This window comes from Streptomyces graminofaciens, assembly GCF_030294945.1.
Lineage (GTDB): Bacteria > Actinomycetota > Actinomycetes > Streptomycetales > Streptomycetaceae > Streptomyces > Streptomyces graminofaciens.
The window spans coordinates 9,873,354-9,897,829 of the sequence record NZ_AP018448.1 but is presented as its reverse complement, the minus strand read 5'-3'; the positions used below and the strand labels follow the sequence as shown (position 1 = coordinate 9,897,829).

Sequence of the window (24,476 nt, the reverse complement as noted above, 5' to 3'; positions counted from 1 at the left end):
GAATAATCAACGTTCCACCCATGAGCAACCAGCACCGGACGTTCGCCGATGTACTGGCCTCTGACCGTGTCCCGAAGAACCCGGTAAGAAATGCTCCTTAGAAAGGAGGTGATCCAGCCGCACCTTCCGGTACGGCTACCTTGTTACGACTTCGTCCCAATCGCCAGTCCCACCTTCGACAGCTCCCTCCCACAAGGGGTTGGGCCACCGGCTTCGGGTGTTACCGACTTTCGTGACGTGACGGGCGGTGTGTACAAGGCCCGGGAACGTATTCACCGCAGCAATGCTGATCTGCGATTACTAGCAACTCCGACTTCATGGGGTCGAGTTGCAGACCCCAATCCGAACTGAGACAGGCTTTTTGAGATTCGCTCAGCCTCACGGCATCGCAGCTCATTGTACCTGCCATTGTAGCACGTGTGCAGCCCAAGACATAAGGGGCATGATGACTTGACGTCGTCCCCACCTTCCTCCGAGTTGACCCCGGCAGTCTCCTGTGAGTCCCCATCACCCCGAAGGGCATGCTGGCAACACAGAACAAGGGTTGCGCTCGTTGCGGGACTTAACCCAACATCTCACGACACGAGCTGACGACAGCCATGCACCACCTGTACACCGACCACAAGGGGGCGACCATCTCTGGCCGTTTCCGGTGTATGTCAAGCCTTGGTAAGGTTCTTCGCGTTGCGTCGAATTAAGCCACATGCTCCGCTGCTTGTGCGGGCCCCCGTCAATTCCTTTGAGTTTTAGCCTTGCGGCCGTACTCCCCAGGCGGGGAACTTAATGCGTTAGCTGCGGCACCGACGACGTGGAATGTCGCCAACACCTAGTTCCCACCGTTTACGGCGTGGACTACCAGGGTATCTAATCCTGTTCGCTCCCCACGCTTTCGCTCCTCAGCGTCAGTAATGGCCCAGAGATCCGCCTTCGCCACCGGTGTTCCTCCTGATATCTGCGCATTTCACCGCTACACCAGGAATTCCGATCTCCCCTACCACACTCTAGTCTGCCCGTATCGAATGCAGACCCGGGGTTAAGCCCCGGGCTTTCACATCCGACGCGACAGACCGCCTACGAGCTCTTTACGCCCAATAATTCCGGACAACGCTCGCGCCCTACGTATTACCGCGGCTGCTGGCACGTAGTTAGCCGGCGCTTCTTCTGCAGGTACCGTCACTCTCGCTTCTTCCCTGCTGAAAGAGGTTTACAACCCGAAGGCCGTCATCCCTCACGCGGCGTCGCTGCATCAGGCTTTCGCCCATTGTGCAATATTCCCCACTGCTGCCTCCCGTAGGAGTCTGGGCCGTGTCTCAGTCCCAGTGTGGCCGGTCGCCCTCTCAGGCCGGCTACCCGTCGTCGCCTTGGTGAGCCACTACCTCACCAACAAGCTGATAGGCCGCGGGCTCATCCTTCACCGCCGGAGCTTTCCACCACCAGACCATGCGGCCGGTGGTTGTATCCGGTATTAGACCCCGTTTCCAGGGCTTGTCCCAGAGTGAAGGGCAGATTGCCCACGTGTTACTCACCCGTTCGCCACTAATCCACCCCGAAGGGCTTCATCGTTCGACTTGCATGTGTTAAGCACGCCGCCAGCGTTCGTCCTGAGCCAGGATCAAACTCTCCGTGAATGTGTACCCGTAATCGGGTCGACACCACGAGAGCGGTGCAAGAGGAGGAATGATCCTCTCGCACACAGCGTCCTCGCTGTATTTACTTCAAAGGAACCTCGCCCCAACCAGACGAACTGGCCGGAGACGGGGTATCAACATATCTGGCGTTGATTTTTGGCACGCTGTTGAGTTCTCAAGGAACGGACGCTTCCTTTGTACTCACCCGAGTATCTTCTCGGGCTTTCCTCCGGGCAGTTTCCCTTCGGTCTTGCGTTTCCGACTCTATCAGATCCTTTTCCGATCCGATTCCCTGTCGGCGGGATTTGCCTTTCGGCTGTCTTAAGGACTTGAGATTTCCCTCGCGGCCTTTCGACATTCACTACGTTAGCCGATTCCCTCGGCAAACTCATAATCGAGTCTCGCGGACTTGAATCACGGCACGCCGAATTCGCCCCCGCTGAGGGGATGTCGTAAGTAGTGGTTTGGCCGCTTCCGGTTGTCGGCGGATCGCCGTACCGGATCAAGCGGCTCGGGCTACATTACGGATCCCCCGGGGACGCGTCAAGTTGAGCGGCTGCGGGCGACGTGGGCCCGATAAGGACTCACGGTCGGGTCGTCGGTGATCCAGAAGCGCCAAGGGTGGATGCCGCCGTCACCCGCAACCCCGGTGCGTGGGCCGCTGCTGACCTGGGCGAGGTCGACGGGAGTGCCGGTCAGCATCCTGAAGGGGGCGGGCTCGGAGGCGCAGGCATCCGTGCCGTCCAGGGCTCGGTCGACCTCCAGGGCTGTGGCCAGGCGGGCGGGCCCTTTGGCCAGTTCCTTGTCGTTTCGGGCCGAGATTCGACGTTTGCGGGCGAGCTCGACGCCCTCGGTGATCTCGCCGGCGCGCAGCAGGACCGCGCTCGCCCGGCCCTCCGGACCGCACACCAGGTTCATGCAGTGCCACATGCCGTAGGTGAAGTAGACGTACACATGGCCGGGCGGACCGAACATCACGCCGTTGCGGGCCGTGCGACCGCGATAGGCATGGGACCCGGGGTCGTTCGCGCCGTCGTAGGCCTCCACCTCTGTGAGACGGAGTTCGATCGGACCGTCCGGAGTGGTGCGGACCAGGACGCGACCCAGAAGGTCCGGTGCGACCTCGAGGACGGGGCGGTCGAAGAACTCCCGGGTGAGGGGCGTACGGTCGGGGGTCGCGATCATGGCGTACGAGCGTAGTCCAGACAGGTGCGGCCGACGGGTGGCCAGGGGGCGTTCTCCTTGTAAGGGTGAGGACGCGGAACCGGTTGCCGTCGGTCTGCGTTTGTAGGGATCAAGGATCCACGCCACACAGAGCGATCCACACCACACAGATACACAGGCGTTGCCTGAGGAGGAATGGACATGGGGTTCAAGCGGCTGCTCGCGAGCCTGGGGGCCGGTGGCGCTTCGGTCGAGACCGTACTGACCGAGGTCAATGTCGTCCCGGGCGGTGTCGTCCAGGGTGAGGTGCGGATCCAGGGCGGTTCCGTGGACCAGCAGATCGAGGCGCTGTCGGTCGGGCTGCAGGCCAAGGTCGAGGTCGAGGGCCAGGACGCGGAGTACAAGCAGGACATCGAGTTCGCGAAGCTGCGGCTCGGCGGTGCCTTCGAGCTGAAGGCCGAGGCGGTGCACGTGGTGCCGTTCGGTCTCGAGATCCCGTGGGAGACGCCGGTCACCACGATCCAGGGGCAGACGCTGCCGGGGATGCACATCGGTGTGACCACCGAGCTGGAGATCGCGCGTGCGGTCGACTCGGGTGACCTGGACCCGATCAATGTGCACCCGCTGCCGGCGCAGCAGGCGATCCTCGACGCCTTCGTGCAGCTGGGCTTCCGCTTCAAGAACGCGGACATGGAGCGCGGTCACATCCGGGGGACGCGGCAGAAGCTGCCGTTCTACCAGGAGATCGAGTTCTTCCCGCCGCAGCAGTACCACGGCCTCAACCAGGTCGAGTTGAGCTTCGTCGCCGACGATCACGAGATGGACGTGGTGCTGGAGATGGACAAGAAGCCGGGTCTGTTCAGCGAGGGCAGCGACTCGTTCCGCGCGTTCAAGGTGGGGCTGCACGACTACCCGAGCACCGACTGGGCGGCGTACCTGAACCAGTGGCTGTCGGAAGTCGGCAGCAAGCGCAGCTGGTTCTAGGGTTACAGGGGTTCCAGTTCGACCAGACTGACCAGGAGGTACCAAAGTGACCGAGCTGAAGAGGCCGCCGCTTCCCCATGATTTCCATCCGGTCGTACCGTCGTTCACGGTGACGAGCGAGGACGTCGAGGAGGGTGCGACGCTCAAGGACGCTCAGGTCCACGCGGCCGGGAACACCTCGCCGCAGCTGCGCTGGGAGGGCTTCCCGCCCGAGACCAAGAGCTTCGCCGTGACGTGCTACGACCCGGACGCCCCCACGGGGAGCGGGTTCTGGCACTGGGTCCTGTTCGACATCCCCGCGACCGTGACCGAGCTGCCGGCCGGCGCCGGTTCGGGCAAGTTCGAGGGGTTGCCGGAGGGCGCGGTCCAGGCACGCAACGACTACGGGTCCAAGGACTTCGGCGGTGCCGCGCCGCCGCCCGGGGACCCGGCGCACCGCTATGTGTTCACGGTGTACGCCGTGGACCAGGAGAAGCTCGGTCCGGACTCGGACGCCTCGCCCGCTGTCGTCGGCTTCAACCTGCGGTTCCACACGCTGGCGCGCACCCAGATCATCGGTGAGTACGCGGCTGTAGCGGAAAAGTAACGAAGCCGGACGTTCATTGAACGTTTGCCCGCCTCTGGTCATGGAAGTGATCAGAGACGGGCATTTTTATTGCGTTGTCCATCTCGGCGTGCCCGGCCAGAGTTGATCCAAGCCCGCCAGGGGGTGGGCCGATTGCACGGAGGTGGGCTGGAATGCGGGACACGCTGGTACTCAACGCGAGCTTCGAGCCGCTGTCGACGGTGACTCTGAACAGAGCCGTCGTTCTGGTACTGCAGGACAAGGCCGTCGTCGAGCAGTCCCACCCCGAACTGCGCATGCGCGGAGCCGCGGTCGACATACCGGCGCCCCGGGTGATCAGGCTCTGCAGGTATGTACGCGTGCCCTTCCGAAGACAAGCCCCGTGGTCCAGGCGGGGCGTTCTTGTGCGGGACAGGCACAGGTGCGCGTACTGCGGCAGGCGGGCGACGACCGTGGACCATGTGCTGCCGCGGTCGCAGGGTGGTGCGGACAGCTGGCTGAACACGGTTGCGTCGTGCGCGGAGGACAATCACCGCAAGGCGAACCGGACTCCGGACGAGGCGGGGATGCCGCTGCTGCGACAGCCGTTCGAGCCGACGCCGGCGGACGCGATGCTGCTGGCGCTGGGCCGGGACGACTTCGACGCGCTCCCGGACTGGCTGGCACAGCCTGCGGCGTAGCAGTATGCGTGCACACGTGCCTGGGGGCCACCTTCTCGACGAAGGTGGCCCCCAGGCACGTAACGGGCATCGGGCTGTCAGTCGGTGATCGACGGCTTCTCTCGGCGGTCGCTGTCGCTCTTGCCTCCCGAACCGCCGCCCAGGGAACCGAAGTTGCCCATGGCACCGGAGAGGCCCTTGAGGGCGTCGCCGATCTCGCTGGGGACGATCCAGAGCTTGTTGGCGTCGCCCTCGGCGATCTTCGGGAGCATCTGGAGGTACTGGTAGGAGAGGAGCTTCTGGTCGGGGTCGCCGGCGTGGATGGCCTCGAACACCGTGCGGACGGCCTGGGCCTCGCCCTCGGCGCGCAGGGCGGCGGCCTTGGCCTCACCTTCTGCGCGCAGGATCTGGGACTGCTTCTCACCCTCGGCCGTCAGGATCGCCGCCTGGCGCGTACCTTCGGCGGTGAGGATCGCGGCGCGCTTGTCACGGTCGGCGCGCATCTGCTTCTCCATCGAGTCCTGGATGGAGGTGGGCGGCTCGATCGCCTTCAGCTCGACGCGGTTGACCCGGATGCCCCATTTGCCGGTGGCCTCGTCGAGGACGCCGCGCAGGGCCGCGTTGATCTCCTCGCGGGAGGTCAGGGTCCGCTCCAGGTCCATGCCACCGATGATGTTGCGGAGCGTGGTGACGGTGAGCTGCTCGATCGCCTGGATGTAGCTGGCGACCTCGTACGTGGCCGCGCGGGCGTCGGTGACCTGGTAGTAGATGACCGTGTCGATGTTCACGACCAGGTTGTCCTGGGTGATCACCGGCTGGGGCGGGAAAGGCACGACCTGTTCACGCAGGTCGATGCGGTTGCGGATGGAGTCGATGAACGGGACGACGATGTTGAGGCCCGCGTTGAGCGTGCGGGTGTAGCGGCCGAAGCGCTCGACGATCGCCGCGCTTGCCTGTGGGATGACCTGGATGGTCTTGATCAGGGCGATGAAGACCAACACCACCAGAATGATCAGGACGATGATGATCGGTTCCATCGTTGCTCCCCGTGCCCTTCTCCGCGTTGACGCTTCCAGAAGATCTTATGTCTGTCGGACCTGTTGAAGATCTTGTTCGTCGAGTCTGGCAGAACAGTGCCTGCCAGGTGGGCCGTTCGTCGCATTGCGTCATCACGACGTGACCACGTCGTCCGAGGTCACATGACGATCGCCGTGGCTCCCTCGATGTCCACGACGTCCACTTCCTGCCCCACCTCGTAGGCCTGTCCGCCGTCGAGGGCGCGGGCCGACCAGACCTCTCCGTTGAGTTTGATCCGGCCGCCCGAACCGTCGACCCGTTCCAGTACGACGGCGTGTTTGCCCTTCAACGCGTCGATGCCGGTGGCCAGTTGAGGTCGTTGCGTTCTGTGCCGGGCCGCGATGGGCCGTACGACGGCGATGAGCGCCACCGATACGACGGCGAAGACGACGACTTGGAGTACGACCCCACCGCCCAGCCCCGCGGTCACGGCGCCGGCGACGGCGCCCAGGGCGAGCATGCCCAGTTCCGGCATCGCGGTCACGACGAGGGCGATCCCGAGCCCGGCCGCGCCGATCAGCCACCACACCCATGCGTCGATGTCGTCCACCTGGTCATGGTAGGACCGCGATCGTCCCCCCGAACAGAGCGCACGGTCAGAAGATCACGTGAAGGAAGCCCTCGGGGCCGCCTCAAGTCGGTTGCACGCGTGCCGGGTTGGAGGCCAGGAGCGCAACCGACTGTCGGGAGGGCGGGCGGCGTCGGAGGATTCGGGTCAGGAGAGGGGCAGGCCGTGGGCGGTCCAGCGCTCGCCGAGCTGGTCGACGACGAGCGGGAGGCCGAAGCAGAGGGAGAGGTTGCGGGAGGTGAGCTCAAGCTCCAGCGGGCCCGCGGCGAGGACCTTGCCCTGGCGGATCATCAGGACGTGGGTGAAGCCCGGAGGGATCTCCTCGACGTGGTGCGTGACCATGATCATGGAGGGGGCGATGGGGTCGCGGGCGAGGCGGCCGAGACGGCGTACGAGGTCCTCGCGGCCGCCGAGGTCGAGGCCGGCGGCGGGCTCGTCGAGGAGGAGCAGCTCGGGGTCGACCATCAGGGCGCGGGCGATGAGGGTGCGCTTGCGCTCGCCCTCGGAGAGCGTGCCGAACCTGCGGTCCACGTAGTCGGTCATGCCTAGGCGGTCGAGGAACGCGCGGGCGCGCCGCTCGTCGATGTCGTCGTAGTCCTCGTTCCAGGTGGCCGTCATGCCGTACGCGGCGGTCAGTACGGTCTGCAGGACGGTCTGGCGCCTGGGGAGCTTCTCGGCCATGGCGATGCCCGCCATGCCGATGCGGGGGCGCAGTTCGAAGACGTCGACCTTGCCGAGGGTGTCGCCGAGGATGGTGGCGGTGCCCTTGCTGGGGTAGACGTAGCTGGACGCGACGTTCAGGAGGGTGGTCTTGCCCGCGCCGTTCGGGCCGAGGATGACCCAGCGCTCGCCCTCCTTGACCGACCAGGAGACCTGGTCCACCAGAGCCCGGCCCTCGCGGACCACGGATACGTCCTCCAGCTCCAGAACATCGCTCATGAGCGCGCTGTCTCCCCTTGCAGTGTCGGCCTGTCTCGGCTGTCGCGTTCGCCCGTGGGCGGAGCCGCCGCCGGGTGGGCGCAGCCCTCAGGGAAATCTACGCCACCGGTTGGGCGGTCCATCCCATCGGTCGGTCCTTAGGGTGGGGGCATGCTCTCGGAACCACGCTCAGGACGCCTTGCCGCATGGGGAAATGCCCTTCTTGCCGGACTTGTCTCACCGGATGACGCGGTGGCCGCCGTCGTCGGGGATGACGCGGTGCACAGGGTGGAGGGGTTGCCCGGCGAGTCGGGGCCGGTCGGATTGACGCTCGCGTTGGGGCGGCTGCGGGCACTCGGGGTGACCGGGTTGCGGGTGGCGCTGCCCGCGGCAGGACATCCGCTGGGGCTCAGCGGACCGCCGGAGTTCAACAAGCGGGCGCTGGAGGCGGAGGAGGCGGTGATCTGCCACGGCGGGGCGCTGGGGCTGGTGCCGGAGGTGTACTCGGCCGGGCCGTCCGGTGACGTCCATGTGGAGGTCGTCTGGCACTGCCTGGAGGTGCGGGAGGCTCCGCCCGCCGACGTGCCCTCGCTCGGGGAGGCCGAGCGGGAGCTGGCGGAGGCCTTGCGGGAGGCCACGGCCGTGTTGTCGCAGTTGGATGTGGCCGCCTCGGGGCCGGTGGCGGAGGCGGCGATCGATGCGTATCGGGCGCGGGCGGAGCGGGGGCGTGAGCTGTTGGCGCCGGGGTATCCGCCGCGGGCGGTGCGGGTGCTGGAGTTGGCGCAGCGGGTGGGGTTGCTGATCTCCGTGGCGTACGAGAACGGGGACGGGGGTGCGGTGAGCGCTTCCGAGATGGTGGCGCGGGGGGCTGCGTTGCGGCCGGTGGAGCGGACGGCTCGGCGGGCGATGGTCGCGGCGTACAACTCCTTTGTGGAGGAGCGGGAGCGGGGGGTGCGGTGAGCCTTGGTGGTTTGTCGCCCGGCGCTGATGCGGGGCGGGGGTGGGTTTCGCTCACCGGCGCTGCCGGGTGCCGCTGCGCCCACCCGTGCCGCGCCTGGTGGCACGACCGCCCGCAGCTGGGCGGCTGGGCCGCAGATACGGCAGCAGGGCCGCCGCGCCGTCGGCCCCCGCGTCGGCGACAGCCGCGTCGGCCGACGCACATCCGCGGCGAGGCCTGCGACGGTGACGGCCACGGCGGCCTTCTCGGCGATGTTCATGGAAGCGTTCGCCCTGGTGGTACAGGTTCGACCGGGACGCGGGTCGTGCGCTGGTCAACGGCGCAGGAGGGCGTGACGGTGTGCAGGGGGGCGAGGAAAGCGCATGGTCGGTGCAGTGGGGCGATGAGGTGATCAGCCCAGGAAACGCCTGACCGGCCTTCCAGAGATGTCTGGAAGGCCGGTGGTCACTGGCGGTGCGAGGCGCAGACGTCAGTGGTTGACGCCGAGGTTGCCGAAGGCGGGGTTCAGGACGCCGATCACGTTCACGGAGTTGCCGACCACGTTGACCGGGATGTCGATCGGGGCCTGGATGACGTTGCCCGAGATGACGCCGGGCGAGGCCACGGCCTTGCCGCCCGCGTGCGCCCCGCCGTCGGTGGCGGAGGCCATGCCGGCACCGGCGGCGACCAGGCCACCGGCCACCATCGTGACAGCAGCGGCCTTCTTCAGGTTCTTCACTTCTGAGCCCTTCTTCGCGATCACTGCGGCGGTCGCTCGCAGTACGCACTGAAGAACGCCCGGGGCACATCGAGGATGCGCCATCCGGGGGACATACACCCGACAGTATGAATCTCAGCTTGGAACGTAACCTTCCGAATTGCCGTTCATCACACCAGTCCCACGGTCATCCCGTCACACCGTGCCGGACCGCCCAGAGCGCGGCCTGGGTGCGGTCCGCCAGGTCGAGTTTCATAAGGATGTTCGAGACGTGGGTCTTCACCGTCTTCTCCGAGAGGACGAGGGCCCGGGCGATCTCCCTGTTCGAACGGCCGTCGGCGATCAGGCTGAGCACCTCGCGTTCCCGCTCCGTGAGCGAACCGCCCCTCCCCTGGCCGGAGTTGCTCTCCTCCTGGGAGAGGAGTACCTCCGCGACCTCCGGCTGGAGGAGGATGTGGCCGGCGTGCACCGAGCGGATGGCTCCGGCGAGGGCGTCGGGGTCCACGTCCTTGTAGACGTACCCGGCGGCGCCGGCGCGCAGGGCCGGGACGACCGTGCGCTGCTCGGTGAAGCTGGTGACGATCAGGACGCGGGCGCGGTTGTCCAGTTCGCGGAGCTTGCGCAGTGCGTCGACGCCGCCCATGCCCGGCATCTTGACGTCCATGAGGACGACGTCGGGGCGTAGCTCCTCTGCCCGGGCGACTCCTTCGGCGCCGTCGGCGGCCTCTCCCACGACCTCTATGTCGTCCTGCACCTCCAGGAAGGTGCGCAGGCCGCGGCGGACCACTTGGTGGTCGTCGACGAGCAGGACCTTGATTGCGTCAGCCACCGGGGACCTCCATCTCGATCGTGGTGCCCTTTCCGGGCGCCGATTCCACGGTCAGGGTGCCGCCGACCCCGCTCGCCCGGTCCCGCATGGAGACCAGGCCGAGGTGGCGGCCCGCGCGGCGTATCGCCTGCGGGTCGAAGCCCACGCCGTCGTCCGTGACCCGTAGGACGGCTCCCCCACCGTGGCGGTCCAGGGTGACGTCGACCTGCTCGGCTTCCGCGTGCCGCAGCGCGTTGTGCAGGGCCTCCTGGGCGACGCGCAGCATGGCCTCCTCCTGTGCGGCGGGCAGTGCGCGGACGCCGCGTCCGGCGAAGGTGACGCGGGCGCTGTGGGCGCGGTCCAGGACGTGGACCTGGGTGCGCAGGGTGGCGACCAGGCCGTCCTCGTCGAGGCCCGCGGGGCGCAGCTCGACCACGGCGGCGCGCAGTTCGTCCGCGGCCTCGGCGGCGAGGGCGGCCACCTGTTGCAGTTCGTCCTTGGCGCGCGAGGGGTCGCGGTCGACGAGGGCGGCGGCGGCTTGGGCGGTCAGGCGCAGGGAGAAGAGCTTCTGGCTGACCGCGTCGTGCAGTTCGTGGGCGAGGCGGGAGCGCTCCTCGACGATGGTCAGCTCGCGGCTGCGTTCGTAGAGGCGGGCGTTGGTCAGGGCGATCGCGGCGTGCTGGGCGAGGATCGACAGCAGTGCCTCGTCCTCCTCGGTGAAGCCGCAGCTGCCCTCGGGCTTGGGGCATCGCTTGTTGGCGAGGAAGAGGGCGCCGATGACCTCGTCGCCGTCGCGGATGGGCAGGCCGAGGAAGTCGATCAGGTCGGGGTGTGCGCTGGGCCAGCCCTCGAAGCGAGGGTCCTTGCGCACGTCGACAAGGCGCTCGGGGGTGGCCTCGTGGAGCATCGCGGCGAGGATGCCGTGCTGGCGCGGGAGCGGGCCGATGGCCTTCCACTGGGCGTCGCTGACGCCGTCGACCACGAACTGGGCGAAGCCGCCGTGGTCGTCGGGGACGCCGAGCGCCGCGTACTCCGCGTCGAGCAGTTCGCGCGCGGAGGCGACGATCGTCTTGAGGACGTCGCGCACCTCCAGGTGCCTGCTCATGGCCAGCAACGCGGAGCTCACCGCGGCGAGGCCGGACCGTGGACCTTGACTCATGCCCTCAAAGTACCGGCGACCACCGACAACGGGGATCGGACCCGGGGCGGCCCCCACCTCGGGCGACAGGCCTAGGGCCGAGGACTAGGTCTCGGGTCCCGGCCCCGCGGCCTAGGGCAAAGGGCCCCGGGGCATTGGGGCCCGCGCAGGAGGCGACCGGTGCGGTGTCGTTCCTACGTTGGCATCACCGCCGAGCGAGTCCAGGGCGGCCGGAGTCGAGGGGACGGTTGTCATGCCGGTAGCGATCATCACGGGGGCGTCGAAGGGGCTGGGGCGGGCGCTGGCCGGGGCTCTGGCCGCGCGTGGCTGGGATCTGGTGCTCGACGCCAGAACCGCCGGGGTCCTCAAGGAGACGGCGGAGGCGCTGTCCGTGTACGGGACGCGGGTGGAGGCCCTGCCGGGGGACGTCACGGACGCCGGGCACCGGGCGGAGCTGGTGGCCGCGGCGCGCGGGCTGGGCGGGCTCGATCTGCTGGTCAACAACGCGAGCGCGCTGGGCGCCGAGCCGCTCGTACGGCTGGAGGGGCTGGCTCTGGACGGGCTGCGGCGGGCGCTGGAGGTGAACGTGGTGGCGGCGCTGGGGCTCGTCCAGGAGGCGCTGCCCCTGTTGCGGGCCTCGCGGGCGGGCGCGGTGGTCGACGTCAGCTCGGACGCGGCGGTCGAGGCGTACGAGACGTGGGGCGGGTACGGGGCGTCGAAGGCGGCGCTCGACCATCTGTCGGCGGTGCTGGCCGTGGAGGAGCCGGACCTGAGGGTGTGGGCGGTCGATCCCGGTGACATGGGCACGGACCTGTACACGGCGGCCGTGCCGGACGACGACGATGCGCGGCCCGCGCCGGACAGTGTGGTGCCGGGCTTTCTGCGGCTGCTGGACGAGCGGCCGGCGAGCGGCCGGTACACGGCCCCGGCGCTGGTGGAGGCCCGGTGACCCTCGCCGCGCTCCGCATCGCGGAGGAGCGGCTCGCGCGGGTGCCCGCCGAGCAGCGCGGGCCCGGACTGGGCCGGGACGCCGTACGGCTGCTGGTGTCGTGCGGGGCGGAGGTGTCGCATCACGAGTTCGTGGCGCTGCCCCGGCTGTTGCGGGCGGGGGATCTGCTCGTGGTCAACACGTCGCCCACGTTGGCGGCGGCTGTGGACGGGGCGATCGGGCACGCGGGCGTGGTGGTGCATTTCTCGACGCGGGGTGATGACGGGCGGTGGGCCGTCGAGCTGCGGGATCCGGACGGAAGGGGCACCACGCGCGCGCGTGCGGGTGGGCCCGCGGGCACGGAGGTGCGGTTGCCCGGGGATGTGCGGCTGCTGCTGGAGGAGCCGCTGAGCGAGCGCGGGGAGCGGCTGTGGTGGGCCCGGGTGCCGGCGTCGGACGTGCTCGCGGTGCTGCGGGAGCACGGGCGGCCCATTCGGTACTCCTACACGGAGCGGGACCAGCCGCTGTCGGCGTACCAGACCGTGTTCGCGCTGCCGTCCGAGGACGGCGTGGGCAGTGCGGAGATGCCGAGTGCCGCTCGGCCCTTCACGGCCCGGCTGGTGGCGGAGCTGGTGAGCCGAGGGGTGCAGTTCGCGCCGGTCACGCTGCACACCGGGGTGGCGTCGGCGGAGGCGCACGAGCCGCCGTATCCGGAGCGGTTCGCGGTGCCGGAGGCGTCGGCTCGGCTGATCAACGCGGCGAAGGCGGGTGACGGGCGGGTCGTGGCCGTCGGGACGACCGCCGTGCGGGCCGTGGAGTCGGCGGCGGGGCCGGACGGGGCCGTACGCGCGCGGGCGGGGTGGACCGATCTCGTGGTCACCCCGGAGCGCGGTGTCCGGGTGGTCGACGGGCTGCTGACCGGGCTGCACGAGCCGGAGGCCTCACATCTGCTGATGCTGGAGGCGGTCGCGGGGCGGGCGGCGATCGAGCGGGCGTACGACGCGGCGATCGGCGGGCCCTATCTGTGGCACGAGTTCGGGGACGTCCATCTCATTCTGCCGCCGGAGGCGCCTCACACAGAGCATTGCGGCAGCAACTATCGGTGAGAGGTGGGTGGGCGCGATGTGAGCCCGCGCATAGGGTGCACATCACGTACGAAGTTCCTTAGGAGATAGATAAGGGCGTTATGAGCGGGACAGACGCGTTGGTCTGTCCCGTTTTGCCCTTTACCGTCCAACTACCCGGGATCGTACGTCACACCTTTGCCACCGGATTTTGCGGCCGCTAAGAATTGCACCAGTCGCTCGACGCCGTGGGTTCCGCTCGCGGCGTTCGTGCTGGAAAGAGCAGTGTCCCGCCGGCCGAGAGCGACCTCCGTGCTAGTCGAAGAGGTCTCCCTTTCATGTTCAAGAACGCCAACACTTCCGGTCCCGGTCTCGCGCTGACGAAGGCCCACAAGCTGTCGTTCGCCGGTGCCGCCGCCGTCGGTACCGTGGCTCTGGCGTTCTCGCTGGTGCCGGCCCAGGCGCAGACGTCGCCCCCGACCGGGACCGTCTCCGCCGCGCCGGTGGCGTTCAGCCAGGACTCCGCGAAGAACGTGAAGGCGAGCGTCGCCGACCAGGTGACCGACGCCAAGAAGAAGGCCGCCGACGCCGCGGCGAAGAAGAGGGTTGCCGACGCCGCCAAGAAGGTCGCGGACGAGCGCGCGAAGAAGGCGGCCGCGAGCCGGGCCGCGCAGCGCGCCAAGCTCAAGGCCGCCGCCGTGAAGTCGTACTCGAACAACCTCGACGGCTGGATCCGCGAGGCGCTCGACATCATGAAGAAGCACAAGATCCCTGGCACCTACCACGGCCTGCACAAGAACATCATGCGGGAGTCCTCGGGCAACCCGAGGGCCATCAACAACTGGGACATCAACGCCCAGAACGGCGTCCCCTCGATCGGTCTGCTGCAGGTCATCAAGCCGACGTTCGACGCCTACCACGTGGCGGGCACGGCCTGGAGCCAGTACGACCCGGTCGCCAACCTGACGGCCGCCGCGAACTACGCGGCCGACCGGTACGGCTCGATCGACAACGTCAACAGCGCGTACTGAGCTGCCGAAGGGCGGCACCCCTGCCGGGGTGCCGCCCTTCGCGTGTGCCGTGTGCCCGTCGAAGGGCTACTTGCGCATGACCTCGGGCTCGTGGCGGCGCAGGAAGCGGGCCACGAGGACACCGCAGATCACGCCGAGCACGATGAGCGCGATCATGTCGAGGCTGTAGGCGCCGACCGTGTGGTCCCACAGCGGGTCGGTGTCGCCCGCCTCCTTGGGCGGGCTGATGTTGTTGAAGTCCAGCGTGGCGCCCGCGGCGGCGACCGCCCAGCGTGACGGCATCAGGTAGGAGAACTCGTTGACGCCGGGGCTGCCGTGCAGGGCGAAGAGGCAGCCGGTGAAGACGACCTGGACGATCGCGAACATCACCAGCAGCGGCATCGTCTTCTCGGCGGTCTTCACCAGCGAGGAGATGACCAGGCCGAACATCATGGACGTGAAGCCGAGCCCCATGATCGGGATGGAGAGTTCGAGCATGACGGCGAACTTGCCGGTGCCGAAGATCAACGACTCGTCCGGGATGGTCCGGCTGGAGAAGCCGATCGCGCCGACCATGGCGCCCTGGAACACGGTGACCGCACCGAGGACGATCACCTTGGACATCAGGTACGCCGAGCGCGACAGGCCGGTCGCCCGCTCCCGCTCGTAGATGACCCGTTCCTTGATCAGCTCACGGACGGAGTTGGCGGCGCCGGCGAAGCAGGCGCCGACCGCGAGGATCAGCAGCACCGTGGTGGCCGTGCCGTTCGGGATGGGCAGGTTGGTCGCCTTGTTCACCCCCCGGACCAACAGGTCCTTGTCCGGGTCGATGAGCAGGCTGACCGCGCCGAGCACGGCCGGCAGGATCACCGTCAGGGCGAGGAAGCCCTTGTCGGAGGCGATCACCGAGACATAGCGGCGGATCAGGGTCATCAGCTGCGAGCCCCAGCCCTGCGGCTTCGGCGGGCGCATCGACTGGGCCGGCGGCATGTGCACCGACTGCGGGGCGACGGCGTCGATGTCCGCGGCGTACATCTGGTAGTGCTGCGAGCCCTTCCAGCGGCCCGCCCAGTCGTAGTCGCGGTAGTTCTCGAAGGCGGAGAAGACGTCGGCCCAGGTCTCGTAGCCGAAGAAGTTCAGGGCCTCCTCGGGCGGACCGAAGTACGCCACCGAGCCGCCCGGCGCCATCACCAGCAGCTTGTCGCAGATGGCCAGCTCGGCCACGGAGTGCGTGACGACGAGGACCGTACGGCCGTCGTCGGCGAGGCCGCGCAGGAGCTGCATGACATCGCGGTCCATGCCCGGGTCGAGACCGGAGGTCGGCTCGTCCAGGAAGATCAGCGAGGGCTTGGTGAGCAGCTCCAGGGCGACCGAGACGCGCTTGCGCTGGCCGCCGGACAGGGACGTGACCTTCTTGTCCTTGTGGATGTCGAGCTTGAGCTCGCGCAGCACCTCGTCGATGCGGGCGTCGCGCTCCTGGGCCGTGGTGTCGGCGGGGAAGCGCAGCTTGGCCGCGTACTTGAGGGCCTTCTTGACGGTCAGCTCCTTGTGCAGGATGTCGTCCTGCGGGACCAGACCGATGCGCTGGCGCAGCTCGGCGAACTGCTTGTACAGGTTCCGGTTGTCGTAGAGGACGTCACCCTGGTTGGCCGGGCGGTAGCCCGTGAGCGCCTTCAGCAGGGTGGACTTGCCGGAGCCGGATGGGCCGATGACCGCGATGAGCGACTTCTCGGGGACACCGAAGGAGACGTCCTTCAGGATCTGCTTGCCGCCGTCGACGGTGACCGTCAGATGGCGTGCGGAGAAGGAGACGTCACCGGTGTCGACGAACTCCTCGAGGCGGTCGCCGATGATGCGGAACGTCGAGTGGCCGACGCCCACGATGTCGTTCGGGCCGAGGAGTGCCGTGCCGCCCTTGGCGATCGGCATACCGTTGACGAACGTGCCGTTGTGCGAGCCGAGGTCGCGGATCTCGAATCGCCCGTCGGGCGTCGCGTGGAACTCGGCGTGATTGCGCGAGACCTGCAGGTCGGAGACGACCAGTTCGTTCTCCAGCGCACGGCCGATGCGCATGACACGGCCGAGGGCCAGCTGGTGGAACGTGGTCGGGCTGCGGTCGCCGTAGACCGGCGGCGCCCCCGCGCCACCACCGGGGCCTTGCTGGGCCCAGCCCTGCTGCTGCGGTACCTGCGGCTGATCCGGCTGCTGCCAGCCGGCCTGCGGTGCCTGCTGCTGCGGTGCCTGTTGGGCGGCCCAGCCCGCGCTCGCGCCCTGCGCCGCGTACGGCTGCTGCTGGGGCTGGGCGACCGAGGCCGCCGTGCCGGACAGGTTGACCCGCGGACCGTCGGTCGCGTTGCCGAGGTGTACGGCCGAGCCGGGACCGATCTCCAGCTGGTGGATCCGCTGGCCCTGCACGAATGTGCCGTTGGTGCTGCCGTGGTCCTCGATCACCCAACCACGGCCGGCGAAGCTGATCGTGGCGTGTCGCCAGGAGACCCTGGCGTCCTCGAACACGATGTCCCCCTGCGGATCACGTCCGAGGGTATATGCCCTGGACGGATCGAGCGTCCAGGTTTGTCCGTTCAATTCCAGTACGAGTTCCGGCACTCCATGCCCCACTGAGTTGTCCCCCGAAGTTACCCCCATCAGAGGGAGTCTAGGGATGTCGAACATCGGGGGGAACTATTTCAGGCTCGGCCCCCTGACCGAAAGTCGGGCCTTGTGAAGAGAGCGTACGAGCGTATCGACCGGTCCCGTTGACGGGGTTGAAACCGGACAGGAGAGTGGTAATCCCACGCGAGGGGGACATCAGCGGCGCAAGGCCGCGATGCGGATCGGGGGGTCCGACCATGAGCAACCAGGCTGTTCGCCATGACAGGAGTGTGCCGTGGGGGGAGGTCCTGTTCTCCGCGATCGCGGCCGTGAGCTGGGCGTTGATCGGGATGGCGGGCACGGCCGCGCTCGGTCTGCATCTGCTCGAAGCGGACTCGGCGGGCGAACTGGGGCCCATGACCGCTGCGGTTGTGGCGCTCGGGGCAGGTGGGTCGGTCACCCCGTCCGGCGATGTGTCCGTCTTTGGCCTGGAAGGAGCGCAGGCGACGACGGCCATCGAGATCACGCCACTGGGGGTGAGCCTGGTCGGAGCGGTCCTGCTCTCCTGGTTCTTCCTACGGTCCCTGCGGGGCGCGGGCGTTGTGATCGCGCCCTCCGAACTGCTTCTGCGCGCCGGCACGGTGGTCGTGCTCTTCGTGGCGCTGATGGGCGGGCTGGCCTGGGCCGGGCACGCGGTCATCACGCTGGACGGCGGCGATCTGGGGCTCGACGAACTGCCGGGCGGCGAGGGCCTGGACGGCGTCGAGATCCCCGGGCTCGGTGATGTCGGGGACATCGGCGGCGGCCTGCTCCCGGACCGCCTGGGCGACCTTGCCGACGCGAACGCCCAGGTGGGCTTCACGGTCGACACCGCGCCCACCCTGCTCGGCGCCCTGGCCTGGTGCCTCGGGGTGCTGCTGCTCGCCCTGCTGGCCTCGCGCCGCGCTCCCCTGCCGCACGGCCTCAAGGCCCTGCACCGGATCGTACGGCCGGCCGTGTCGGCGGTGGTGACGGTACTGCTGGTGGCGGTCCTGGCCGGGTTCGCGGCGGCGGCGTACGCGGCGATCAGCGACCCGAACCCCAGGCGGATCGCGGGCGCGGCTCTGCTCGGGGCGCCCAACGGGGTCTGGCTGGGCATCCCGGTCGGCCTGTTCGTGCCCTGGGACGGCAAGGCCACCGGCGAGCTCGCCAAGCTGCTCCCCGACCCCCTCGACGAACTGCTGCGCGTGCACGCCGCCGAGCCCGTGACCCTCGGCCGCCTCGCCGAACTCGACGACCGCGTCTGGCTGTTGGGCATCGCGGCGGCCGTGACGCTGTTGTACGCCGGGGTGCTGACCGCCGTACGTACGCCATTTGTACGTCAATCGGCTGCCACCGCTGCGGGGGATGCGGGCGGTGCGGATGTACGGGACGGAAGCGCGCTCGCCTTCGCGGGGCGCTGCGCTCTTCGGCTCGGCATCGTGACCGCGCTGGCACTGCCCCTGCTGGTATGGCTGACGCAGGTATCGGTGGACGCCTCGCTGTCCGTCCTCGGCTTCGACGCGTTCGGCGCGGGGATCGACCTGCACGGGCGGGCGGGGGCGGCCTTGCTGCTGGGCGCGGTGTGGGGTGCGGGGGCGGGGGGCGCGGGGGCGCTGCTCGCGTATGCGACGGGGGCGGCGGGGCTGCGTGCGGCTCCGTCGGCGCGGGGGGACTCGGGGGCCGCGGGGGTGGCGTGGAGCGGCGGGGCCGATGCGGCCGGGGTGGCGTCCTCGTCGGGTTCCCCGTCGGGGCCGTACACGCCGGGTACGCCGTATCGGCCGCCGAACCCGGACACGAACCCGTATCTGCGGGTGCCGGATGAGTTGCTCGGGCCTCGGGGGCCGGGGGCTGCCGGTCGTGGGCGGGGGGCGGATGGGTCCGGGGCCGGATCTGGGGCAGGGGCCGGGGCGGCAGGAGAGTCGGGGAGTGCTCCGGACATGTATGGGGCGCCCACGGTGGCCCGGCGGTTCACTCCGCCGCCGCGGCGGCCGGGGCGGCGGAGTGAGCCGCCGGGGGCGGGGGCCGGGTCGGGAGCGGGGAGGAGTTCCGGGGCCGGGTCCGGGTCGAGGTCGAGGCCGGGTTCAGGGACCGGGACGGGGACGGGGAGGGGCTCGGGGCCGGGGGCAGGAGGCGGATCCGGATCCGGCGGACCCGGAAACGGCTCGGCGTCGGGGTCGGGGCGCTGGCCCGCACCGCCACCGCCACCGCCACCGCCACCGAGCGAGGGGCCGCCTCCGCCTCCTCCCCCGCCACCGGGACCGCGCGGGCCACGTGGGCGGTAGCAGCGGCCGGGACGCCGAACAGCGGGCTCGGTGGTGTGTGAGCGGCGCCGGAGTGAGGCATCGGGCGGGTGCGGCGCGGAGCCGTCGTACACGATCCAGGTGGGTGTCATCCGCTCGTCACCCACTGTTCGCTGTCCGCTGGGCGGACCTCGGGGGAAAAAGGCACGGGGTGCCCGATACGGTGGGTACATCATGAGCGCTTCGCAGACCTCCTCTGACGTCCCCACTCTCCTCGTCAAGATCTTCGGCAAGGACCGGCCGGGGATCACGGCCGGACTGTTCGACACCCTCGCCGCGTACTCCGTCGACGTGGTCGACATCGAGCAGGTCGTCACCCGTGGCCGGATCGTGCTGTGCGCGCTGGTGAGCGAGCCGCCGGCCGGGCAGGAGGGCGACCTGCGGGCGACCGTCCACAGCTGGGCGGAGTCCATGAAGATGCAGGCGGAGATCATCTCCGGCCTGGGCGACAACCGTCCGCGTGGCCTCGGGCGCTCGCATGTCACCGTGCTCGGCCACCCGCTGACCGCCGAGTCCACGGCCCGGATCGCCGCGCGGATCACGGCGACCGGCGGCAACATCGACCGTATCTTCCGGCTCGCCAAGTATCCGGTGACGGCGGTGGAGTTCGCCGTGTCGGGTACGGAGCCGGAGACGCTGCGGACCGCACTGGTGACCGAGTCGGTGGCGCTGGGCGTGGACGTGGCCGTGGTCGCGGCGGGGCTGCACCGCCGGGCGCAGCGGCTGGTGGTCATGGACGTGGACTCGACGCTCATCCAGGACGAGGTGATCGAGCTCTTCGCCGCGCACGCCGGGTGCGAGAAGGAGGTCGCCGAGGTGACGGCGGCCGCGATGCGCGGTGAGCTGGACTTCGAGCAGTCGCTGCACGCGCGCGTGGCGCTGCTGAAGGGCCTCGACGCCTCGGTGGTGGACAAGGTGCGCAGCGAGGTGCGGCTCACACCGGGGGCGCGCACGCTGATCCGTACGCTGAAGCGGCTCGGCTTCCAAGTCGGCGTCGTCTCGGGCGGGTTCACCCAGGTCACGGATGATCTGAAGGAGCGGCTGGCGCTGGACTTCGCCCAGGCCAACACGTTGGAGATCGTCGACGGGAAGCTCACAGGCAAGGTCGTCGGCGAGATCGTGGACCGTGCCGGCAAGGCCCGGCTGCTGCGCCGCTTCGCCGCCGAGGCGGGGGTGCCGCTGGCCCAGACCGTGGCGATCGGCGACGGCGCCAACGACCTCGACATGCTCAACGCGGCCGGTCTGGGCGTCGCCTTCAACGCCAAGCCGGTCGTCCGGGAGGCCGCGCACACCGCGGTGAACTTCCCCTTCCTCGACACCGTCCTCTATCTGCTCGGGGTCACCCGGGAAGAGGTCGAGGCGGCGGACACGCACGACGACCGGTAGTGGCGACGCACAGCGGTCGGCAGGCGCCCGGAAGGCCCGGCACCTAGGGCGTGTTTCGAAAGTCTCGTCTGCCCCGCGACGCCTGGCACGGCACCTCGCCGCGTTGTCGGGATCATCCGCGTACACCCAGTACGCGGACGCCCCCCCGCCTTGCGACGCACCGCACCAGACGCCGCGGGCCCCGCCCTCCGGGCCGACGACGCCACTTTCGAAACACGCCCTAGGGGTGCCGGGCCTTCGTCGTGTCGTCGTCGGGGCCGGTGGCCGGCCGGGTCAGTCCTCCGGTGCCCAGTAGTCGAGCAGGGCGGCCACGCCCGGCTCCAGGGTCTTCCAGGAGCCCTCGAAGGAGAGGACGGCGAAGGCGGCCGGGGGGAAGCCGCGGCCGTTCATGCGCTCGCGGGCGTCGGCCTCGGCGCGGCCGGCCAGGATCTCGGCGAGGCCGTGCACCGCGGGGTTGTGGCCGATCAGAACGATGTCCCGCACATCGTCCGGTGTTTCGTTCAGCACCGCGATCAGTTCGCCCGGCGAGGCCTCGTAGAGCCGCTCCTCGTAGACGGTTTTCGGCCGGTGGGGAAGCTCGTGGACTGCGATCTTCCAGGTTTCGCGGGTCCGGGTCGCGGTGGAGCAGAGGGCAAGGTCGAAGGGGATGCCGGAGTCGGCCAGCTTGCGCCCGGCGACGGCGGCGTCCTTGCGGCCCCGGTCGGCGAGTGGCCGCTCGTGGTCGGAGACTTCCGACCACTCGGCTTTCGCATGCCGGAAGAGGACAATCTTGCGGGGTTCTGCGACGCTCATGCGTCCCAGCTTCGCATGAAACAGGCCAGGGGGCGCAGGTAGTTGAAGTGCGGATGCCCGGCGCTGGGGCGCACGGCCGGGGCGGCTCGCCCACCGGTCACGATGCGTGGTGCAGCAGTGTCTGCCGTATGTGCTCGACGAGGCCGCTGATGGCGGGGTCGCCGCTCGCCGCCTGGGCGTCGGCGGGGTTGAGGATCAGCAGCAGGAGGATGAACCCGAGAGTGGGAAGGGCGAGTGCCCACCAGGGCAGCCGGGTGTCCACGCCGCCCGTGCTCGCCGGGTGGGGTCGGGTGTGCGTGCGGGACGACATGCCGCCTCCGTGTCTCCGAGTGCCCGGGTGGGGGCTCCGCGTGGTCGCCTCGTCGCGGCCACACTTCGAATTTACGGAATCGGAGACCTTCAACCCATCCGGTGATCCACCCACTTCACCCTGAGACTCGCCCCCTAGGGGATGGGGGGCTAACCCCACCACGGCGGTCGCGGGTGGGGCCGGGGAGTCAGGGCGAGGCGATCTGCGCGATGATCCCGATGATGACGAAGATGGCGAAGAACGAGCCGAAGACGATCAGCATCTTCTTCTGGCCGTTCTTGGGGTTCGGGTCGAGCACTGGCATGGGAGCAGTCTCGCACCCCTGACCCGAGGCGGACCCGCCGGGGTGTGCCCGGGGCCCCCGCCGGGCGCGCGTCAGCGGGTCGCCTCGTCCTCCACCACGCGGTCACGGCCCGCCAGCACGCCCGCCGCGATCTGCGGGATCATCAGGCCGGCCATCAGGGCCAGAGGCAGGCCCCAGCCGCCGCTGTGCTGGTAGAGGACGCCGACGAGGAGCGGGCCCGGGATCGAGATCAGATAGCCGGTGCTCTGGGCGAACGCCGACAGCTCGGCGACGCCCGCGCCGGTACGCGCCCGCATGCCGACCATGGTGAGGGCCAACGGGAAGGCGCAGTTGGCGACGCCGAGCAGCAGCGCCCAAGCCCAGGCACCGCCGGCCGGGGCGACGTACAGGCCGGCGTACCCGAGGAGTCCGCAGACGCTCAGCGCGACCACGATCGGGCCCTGATGGGGCAGGCGGCTGGCGAGCCGGGGGATGACGAAGGCCAGGGGTACGCCCATCACCATCGTGACGGCGAGCAGCAGCCCGGCTCGGCCCGCGGGGACCCCGGCGTCGCGGAAGATCTGCGCCATCCACCCCATCGTGATGTACGCGGCGGTGGCCTGGAGCCCGAAGAAGACGGCGAGCGCCCAGGCGGTACGGCTGCGGGCGACGCGCAGGCCGTCGGAGGCCCGGGCTGTGGCCGCGGGCGCCGGGGCGAGGGTTCCACGCGCGCGTAGGAACGGGATCCACGGCACGACGGCCGTCGCCGCGAGCCCCGCCCAGACGGCCAGCCCGGCCTGCCAGTGGCCGCCCAGTGCCTTCGTCATGGGGACCGTGACGGCCGCGGCGGAGGCGGTGCCGAGGGCGAGGGCCATGGAGTACAGGCCCGTCATGGAGCCCACCCGGTCCGGGAACCAGCGCTTGACGACGACCGGCATCAGGACGTTGCTGACGGCGATGCCCATGAGGGCGAGGGCGCTCCCGGCGAGGAAGCCCGCCGTGCCGCCGGCGTACGGCCGGATCGCGAGGCCCACGGCGATCGCGACCATGCCGGCGCAGACCACGGCGGCCGGACCGAAGCGGCGGGCGAGCCGTGGGGCCATGACACCGAAGGCGGCGAAGCAGAGCGGCGGTACGGAGGTGAGCAGTCCGGCGGCGCTGCCGCTCATGCCGAGCCCGTCGCGCACCTCTTCGAGGAGGGCGCCGAGGCTGGTGATGGCGGGCCGGAGGTTGAGGGCCGTCAGGACGATGCCCGCGACGAGCAGCGGCAGGGGCCACGCGCGCGTGGAGGGCGTTTTCGCGGGCTCGGGCGCCGCCGAGTCGCGCCTGCGCACGGGTGCGGCTGTGGATGTCGTCGCCCGGGTTTCCTCGCTCGCCATGCCACCCATCATAGAATCATAGGATGATTGACTGTCCATCTCCCGGCGGCTCCCTGTCGTCCGGCCCGTGGGAAGGTGTGCCATGCCGTTGAGCCACCCCCGTCGATCCGCGCTGTCCGAGCAGGTCATCGCCGCGCTGCGAAACCAGATCACCTCGGGCGAGTGGCCGGTCGGCTCCCGTATCCCCACCGAGCCGGAGCTGGTGGAACAGCTGGGGGTCGCCCGCAACACGGTCCGGGAGGCCGTCCGCGCGCTCGCGCACAACGGGCTGCTGGACATCCGCCAGGGCTCGGGCACCTATGTCGTCGCGACCAGTGAGCTGGCGGGCGTGATGCACCGCCGATTCGCGGACGCCGACCCCGGGCACGTGGCCGAGCTGCGGTCCGCCCTGGAGTCCAGCGCGGCGAAGCTGGCCGCCGAGCGGCGCACGGAGAAGGATCTGAAGCAGCTCGACGCGCTCCTGGTGCGGCGTGAGGAGGCGTGGGCGTCAGGCGACGCGGAGGCCTTCGTGACGGCCGACGCGACGTTCCACCTGGCGGTGGTGGCCGCGTCCCACAACGACGTCGTCACGGCCGTCTACGCGGATCTGGGCGAGGTGCTGCGCGACTGGCTCCGGGGCGACGTGGGCGAGGAGCTGACCCCCGAGACGTACATGGACCACGCCCCGTTGCTGGACGCGATCCGCGCGGGTGACGCGGAGACCGCGGCGGCGGAGGCGGCAGGTTATCCCTTCCACTGCCGCCCCGGCCCGTTCACGCCTCCATCCGCTGGTGGCTGACCCACGCCGAGCGGACTTCCTTCCAGCAGCGCCCGGTGAGCCGTACGGTCCGCGCGGGACCCGCCTCGACCGGGGCGCCGTCGCTGTCGATGTCCCACCACCGGTCGCACTCGATGTGCAGCCGTACGTGGTCGGTGTCGGCGTAGGGGTTGTAGCAGGTCGCGGTCACCTCGGAGCCTGTGACGAGGGTGCGGCAGGCGGCGCCGAAGGGATCGGGTTTTCCGGCCTCCACACGCGCGTGCAGCTTTTCGGCCTCCACGCGCGCGTGTGGTGTCGCCTCGGACGGGAGGGATACAGCGAGAGCGACGGCGACGGCCACGAGGGCGAAGCTGTGGGACAGGCGCACAAGGGAGACCTCCTCGGCCGAGCGGCTACGGGGCGGTACAGGTCCAGCGTGCGCGGCGCACGGTCCCCGGTGCCCGGACTGATGGGCCGAACGGGGGACAGGCCGAGGGCCCGCGTCCTTGGT

At 69.5% G+C, this 24,476-nt stretch carries 23 protein-coding genes and 1 rRNA gene; 10 read left to right on the top strand and 14 right to left on the bottom strand.

Annotation, left to right across the window (positions count from 1 at the left end; genetic code table 11):
* Positions 1–101 precede the first annotated feature (101 nt).
* Together SGFS_RS43600 and SGFS_RS43595 are read right to left on the bottom strand one after the other, a co-directional pair.
* Positions 102–1,628 (bottom strand): 16S ribosomal RNA (locus tag SGFS_RS43600).
* A 543-nt stretch (positions 1,629–2,171) separates the two neighbouring features.
* A complete protein-coding gene (locus tag SGFS_RS43595) occupies positions 2,172–2,813 on the bottom strand; it encodes a DNA-3-methyladenine glycosylase (protein WP_286257945.1) in 642 nt (213 codons plus the stop codon).
* Positions 2,814–2,993: 180 nt separating this feature from the next.
* On the opposite strand from SGFS_RS43595, the gene SGFS_RS43590 reads away from it, so the two are divergent.
* From SGFS_RS43590 to SGFS_RS43580, 3 genes are all read left to right on the top strand, one after another.
* Positions 2,994–3,776, top strand: a complete 783-nt coding sequence (locus tag SGFS_RS43590; protein WP_286257944.1) for a sporulation protein — start codon at positions 2,994–2,996, stop codon at positions 3,774–3,776.
* A 46-nt stretch (positions 3,777–3,822) separates the two neighbouring features.
* Positions 3,823–4,362 (top strand): YbhB/YbcL family Raf kinase inhibitor-like protein, encoded by a 540-nt coding sequence (locus SGFS_RS43585; protein ID WP_286257943.1) that lies wholly within the window; start codon positions 3,823–3,825, stop codon positions 4,360–4,362.
* A 152-nt stretch (positions 4,363–4,514) separates the two neighbouring features.
* Entirely contained in the window at positions 4,515–5,021 is a 507-nt protein-coding gene (locus SGFS_RS43580) for an HNH endonuclease (protein ID WP_286257942.1), read from the top strand.
* A 77-nt stretch (positions 5,022–5,098) separates the two neighbouring features.
* Here SGFS_RS43580 and SGFS_RS43575 read toward each other — a convergent pair whose 3' ends face one another.
* The 3 genes from SGFS_RS43575 to SGFS_RS43565 all read right to left on the bottom strand — a co-directional run bounded on the left by SGFS_RS43575 (position 5,099) and on the right by SGFS_RS43565 (position 7,584).
* Entirely contained in the window at positions 5,099–6,037 is a 939-nt protein-coding gene (locus SGFS_RS43575; RefSeq protein ID WP_286257941.1) for an SPFH domain-containing protein, read from the bottom strand.
* A gap of 158 nt (positions 6,038–6,195) precedes the next feature.
* Positions 6,196–6,627: an NfeD family protein gene (locus tag SGFS_RS43570; protein WP_286257940.1), complete on the bottom strand. Its 432-nt coding sequence runs from the start codon at positions 6,625–6,627 to the stop codon at positions 6,196–6,198.
* Positions 6,628–6,792: 165 nt separating this feature from the next.
* A complete protein-coding gene (locus SGFS_RS43565; RefSeq protein WP_286257939.1) occupies positions 6,793–7,584 on the bottom strand; it encodes an ABC transporter ATP-binding protein in 792 nt (263 codons plus the stop codon).
* Positions 7,585–7,734: 150 nt separating this feature from the next.
* Here SGFS_RS43565 and SGFS_RS43560 point away from each other — a divergent pair, with 150 nt between their 5' ends.
* Positions 7,735–8,523: a hypothetical protein gene (locus tag SGFS_RS43560; protein WP_286257938.1), complete on the top strand. Its 789-nt coding sequence runs from the start codon at positions 7,735–7,737 to the stop codon at positions 8,521–8,523.
* 467 nt (positions 8,524–8,990) lie between these two features.
* On the opposite strand, the gene chpE is transcribed toward SGFS_RS43560, so the two are convergent.
* The 3 genes from chpE to SGFS_RS43545 form a co-directional block, all read right to left on the bottom strand.
* Positions 8,991–9,239, bottom strand: a complete 249-nt coding sequence (gene chpE, locus SGFS_RS43555) for a chaplin ChpE (RefSeq protein WP_286257936.1) — start codon at positions 9,237–9,239, stop codon at positions 8,991–8,993.
* Positions 9,240–9,405: 166 nt separating this feature from the next.
* A complete protein-coding gene (locus SGFS_RS43550) occupies positions 9,406–10,047 on the bottom strand; it encodes a response regulator (protein WP_286257935.1) in 642 nt (213 codons plus the stop codon).
* Complete coding sequence (locus SGFS_RS43545; RefSeq protein WP_286257934.1) at positions 10,040–11,185, bottom strand: GAF domain-containing sensor histidine kinase; 1,146 nt, start codon at positions 11,183–11,185, stop codon at positions 10,040–10,042. The genes SGFS_RS43550 and SGFS_RS43545 overlap by 8 nt, the downstream gene beginning before the upstream one ends.
* 232 nt (positions 11,186–11,417) lie before the next feature.
* Between SGFS_RS43545 and SGFS_RS43540 the strand changes: the two genes are divergently transcribed.
* From SGFS_RS43540 to SGFS_RS43530, 3 genes are all read left to right on the top strand, one after another.
* Positions 11,418–12,113, top strand: a complete 696-nt coding sequence (locus tag SGFS_RS43540) for an SDR family NAD(P)-dependent oxidoreductase (RefSeq protein WP_286257933.1) — start codon at positions 11,418–11,420, stop codon at positions 12,111–12,113.
* Positions 12,110–13,198: an S-adenosylmethionine:tRNA ribosyltransferase-isomerase gene (locus SGFS_RS43535; RefSeq protein WP_286257932.1), complete on the top strand. Its 1,089-nt coding sequence runs from the start codon at positions 12,110–12,112 to the stop codon at positions 13,196–13,198. The genes SGFS_RS43540 and SGFS_RS43535 overlap by 4 nt, the downstream gene beginning before the upstream one ends.
* 296 nt (positions 13,199–13,494) lie before the next feature.
* Positions 13,495–14,187, top strand: a complete 693-nt coding sequence (locus SGFS_RS43530) for a transglycosylase SLT domain-containing protein (RefSeq protein ID WP_286257931.1) — start codon at positions 13,495–13,497, stop codon at positions 14,185–14,187.
* A 66-nt stretch (positions 14,188–14,253) separates the two neighbouring features.
* Here SGFS_RS43530 and SGFS_RS43525 read toward each other — a convergent pair whose 3' ends face one another.
* Positions 14,254–16,773 (bottom strand): FHA domain-containing protein, encoded by a 2,520-nt coding sequence (locus SGFS_RS43525; protein ID WP_286260357.1) that lies wholly within the window; start codon positions 16,771–16,773, stop codon positions 14,254–14,256.
* Between the two features lie 242 nt (positions 16,774–17,015).
* Between SGFS_RS43525 and SGFS_RS43520 the strand changes: the two genes are divergently transcribed.
* Positions 17,016–19,061, top strand: coding sequence for a streptophobe family protein (locus tag SGFS_RS43520; RefSeq protein WP_286257930.1), 2,046 nt, complete (start codon positions 17,016–17,018; stop codon positions 19,059–19,061).
* A gap of 192 nt (positions 19,062–19,253) precedes the next feature.
* Entirely contained in the window at positions 19,254–20,465 is a 1,212-nt protein-coding gene (gene serB, locus SGFS_RS43515; protein WP_286257929.1) for a phosphoserine phosphatase SerB, read from the top strand.
* Between the two features lie 273 nt (positions 20,466–20,738).
* On the opposite strand, the gene SGFS_RS43510 is transcribed toward serB, so the two are convergent.
* From SGFS_RS43510 to SGFS_RS43495, 4 genes are all read right to left on the bottom strand, one after another.
* The gene (locus tag SGFS_RS43510) at positions 20,739–21,257 is read right to left on the bottom strand and encodes a SixA phosphatase family protein (RefSeq protein WP_286257928.1); all 519 of its coding nucleotides are present in this window, start codon (positions 21,255–21,257) and stop codon (positions 20,739–20,741) included.
* Positions 21,258–21,354: 97 nt separating this feature from the next.
* The gene (locus tag SGFS_RS43505; RefSeq protein WP_286257926.1) at positions 21,355–21,567 is read right to left on the bottom strand and encodes a hypothetical protein; all 213 of its coding nucleotides are present in this window, start codon (positions 21,565–21,567) and stop codon (positions 21,355–21,357) included.
* A 187-nt stretch (positions 21,568–21,754) separates the two neighbouring features.
* Complete coding sequence (locus SGFS_RS43500; RefSeq protein ID WP_286257925.1) at positions 21,755–21,871, bottom strand: SGM_5486 family transporter-associated protein; 117 nt, start codon at positions 21,869–21,871, stop codon at positions 21,755–21,757.
* A gap of 71 nt (positions 21,872–21,942) precedes the next feature.
* Positions 21,943–23,241: a CynX/NimT family MFS transporter gene (locus SGFS_RS43495; RefSeq protein ID WP_286257924.1), complete on the bottom strand. Its 1,299-nt coding sequence runs from the start codon at positions 23,239–23,241 to the stop codon at positions 21,943–21,945.
* A 70-nt stretch (positions 23,242–23,311) separates the two neighbouring features.
* On the opposite strand from SGFS_RS43495, the gene SGFS_RS43490 reads away from it, so the two are divergent.
* Positions 23,312–24,007 carry a FadR/GntR family transcriptional regulator gene (locus SGFS_RS43490; RefSeq protein WP_286257923.1) on the top strand — a complete coding sequence of 232 codons (696 nt, stop codon included), beginning with the start codon at positions 23,312–23,314 and terminating at the stop codon, positions 24,005–24,007.
* Here the strand turns inward: SGFS_RS43490 and SGFS_RS43485 are convergent.
* Positions 23,982–24,353, bottom strand: a complete 372-nt coding sequence (locus SGFS_RS43485; protein WP_286257922.1) for a hypothetical protein — start codon at positions 24,351–24,353, stop codon at positions 23,982–23,984. The genes SGFS_RS43490 and SGFS_RS43485 overlap by 26 nt on opposite strands.
* Positions 24,354–24,476 lie beyond the last annotated feature (123 nt).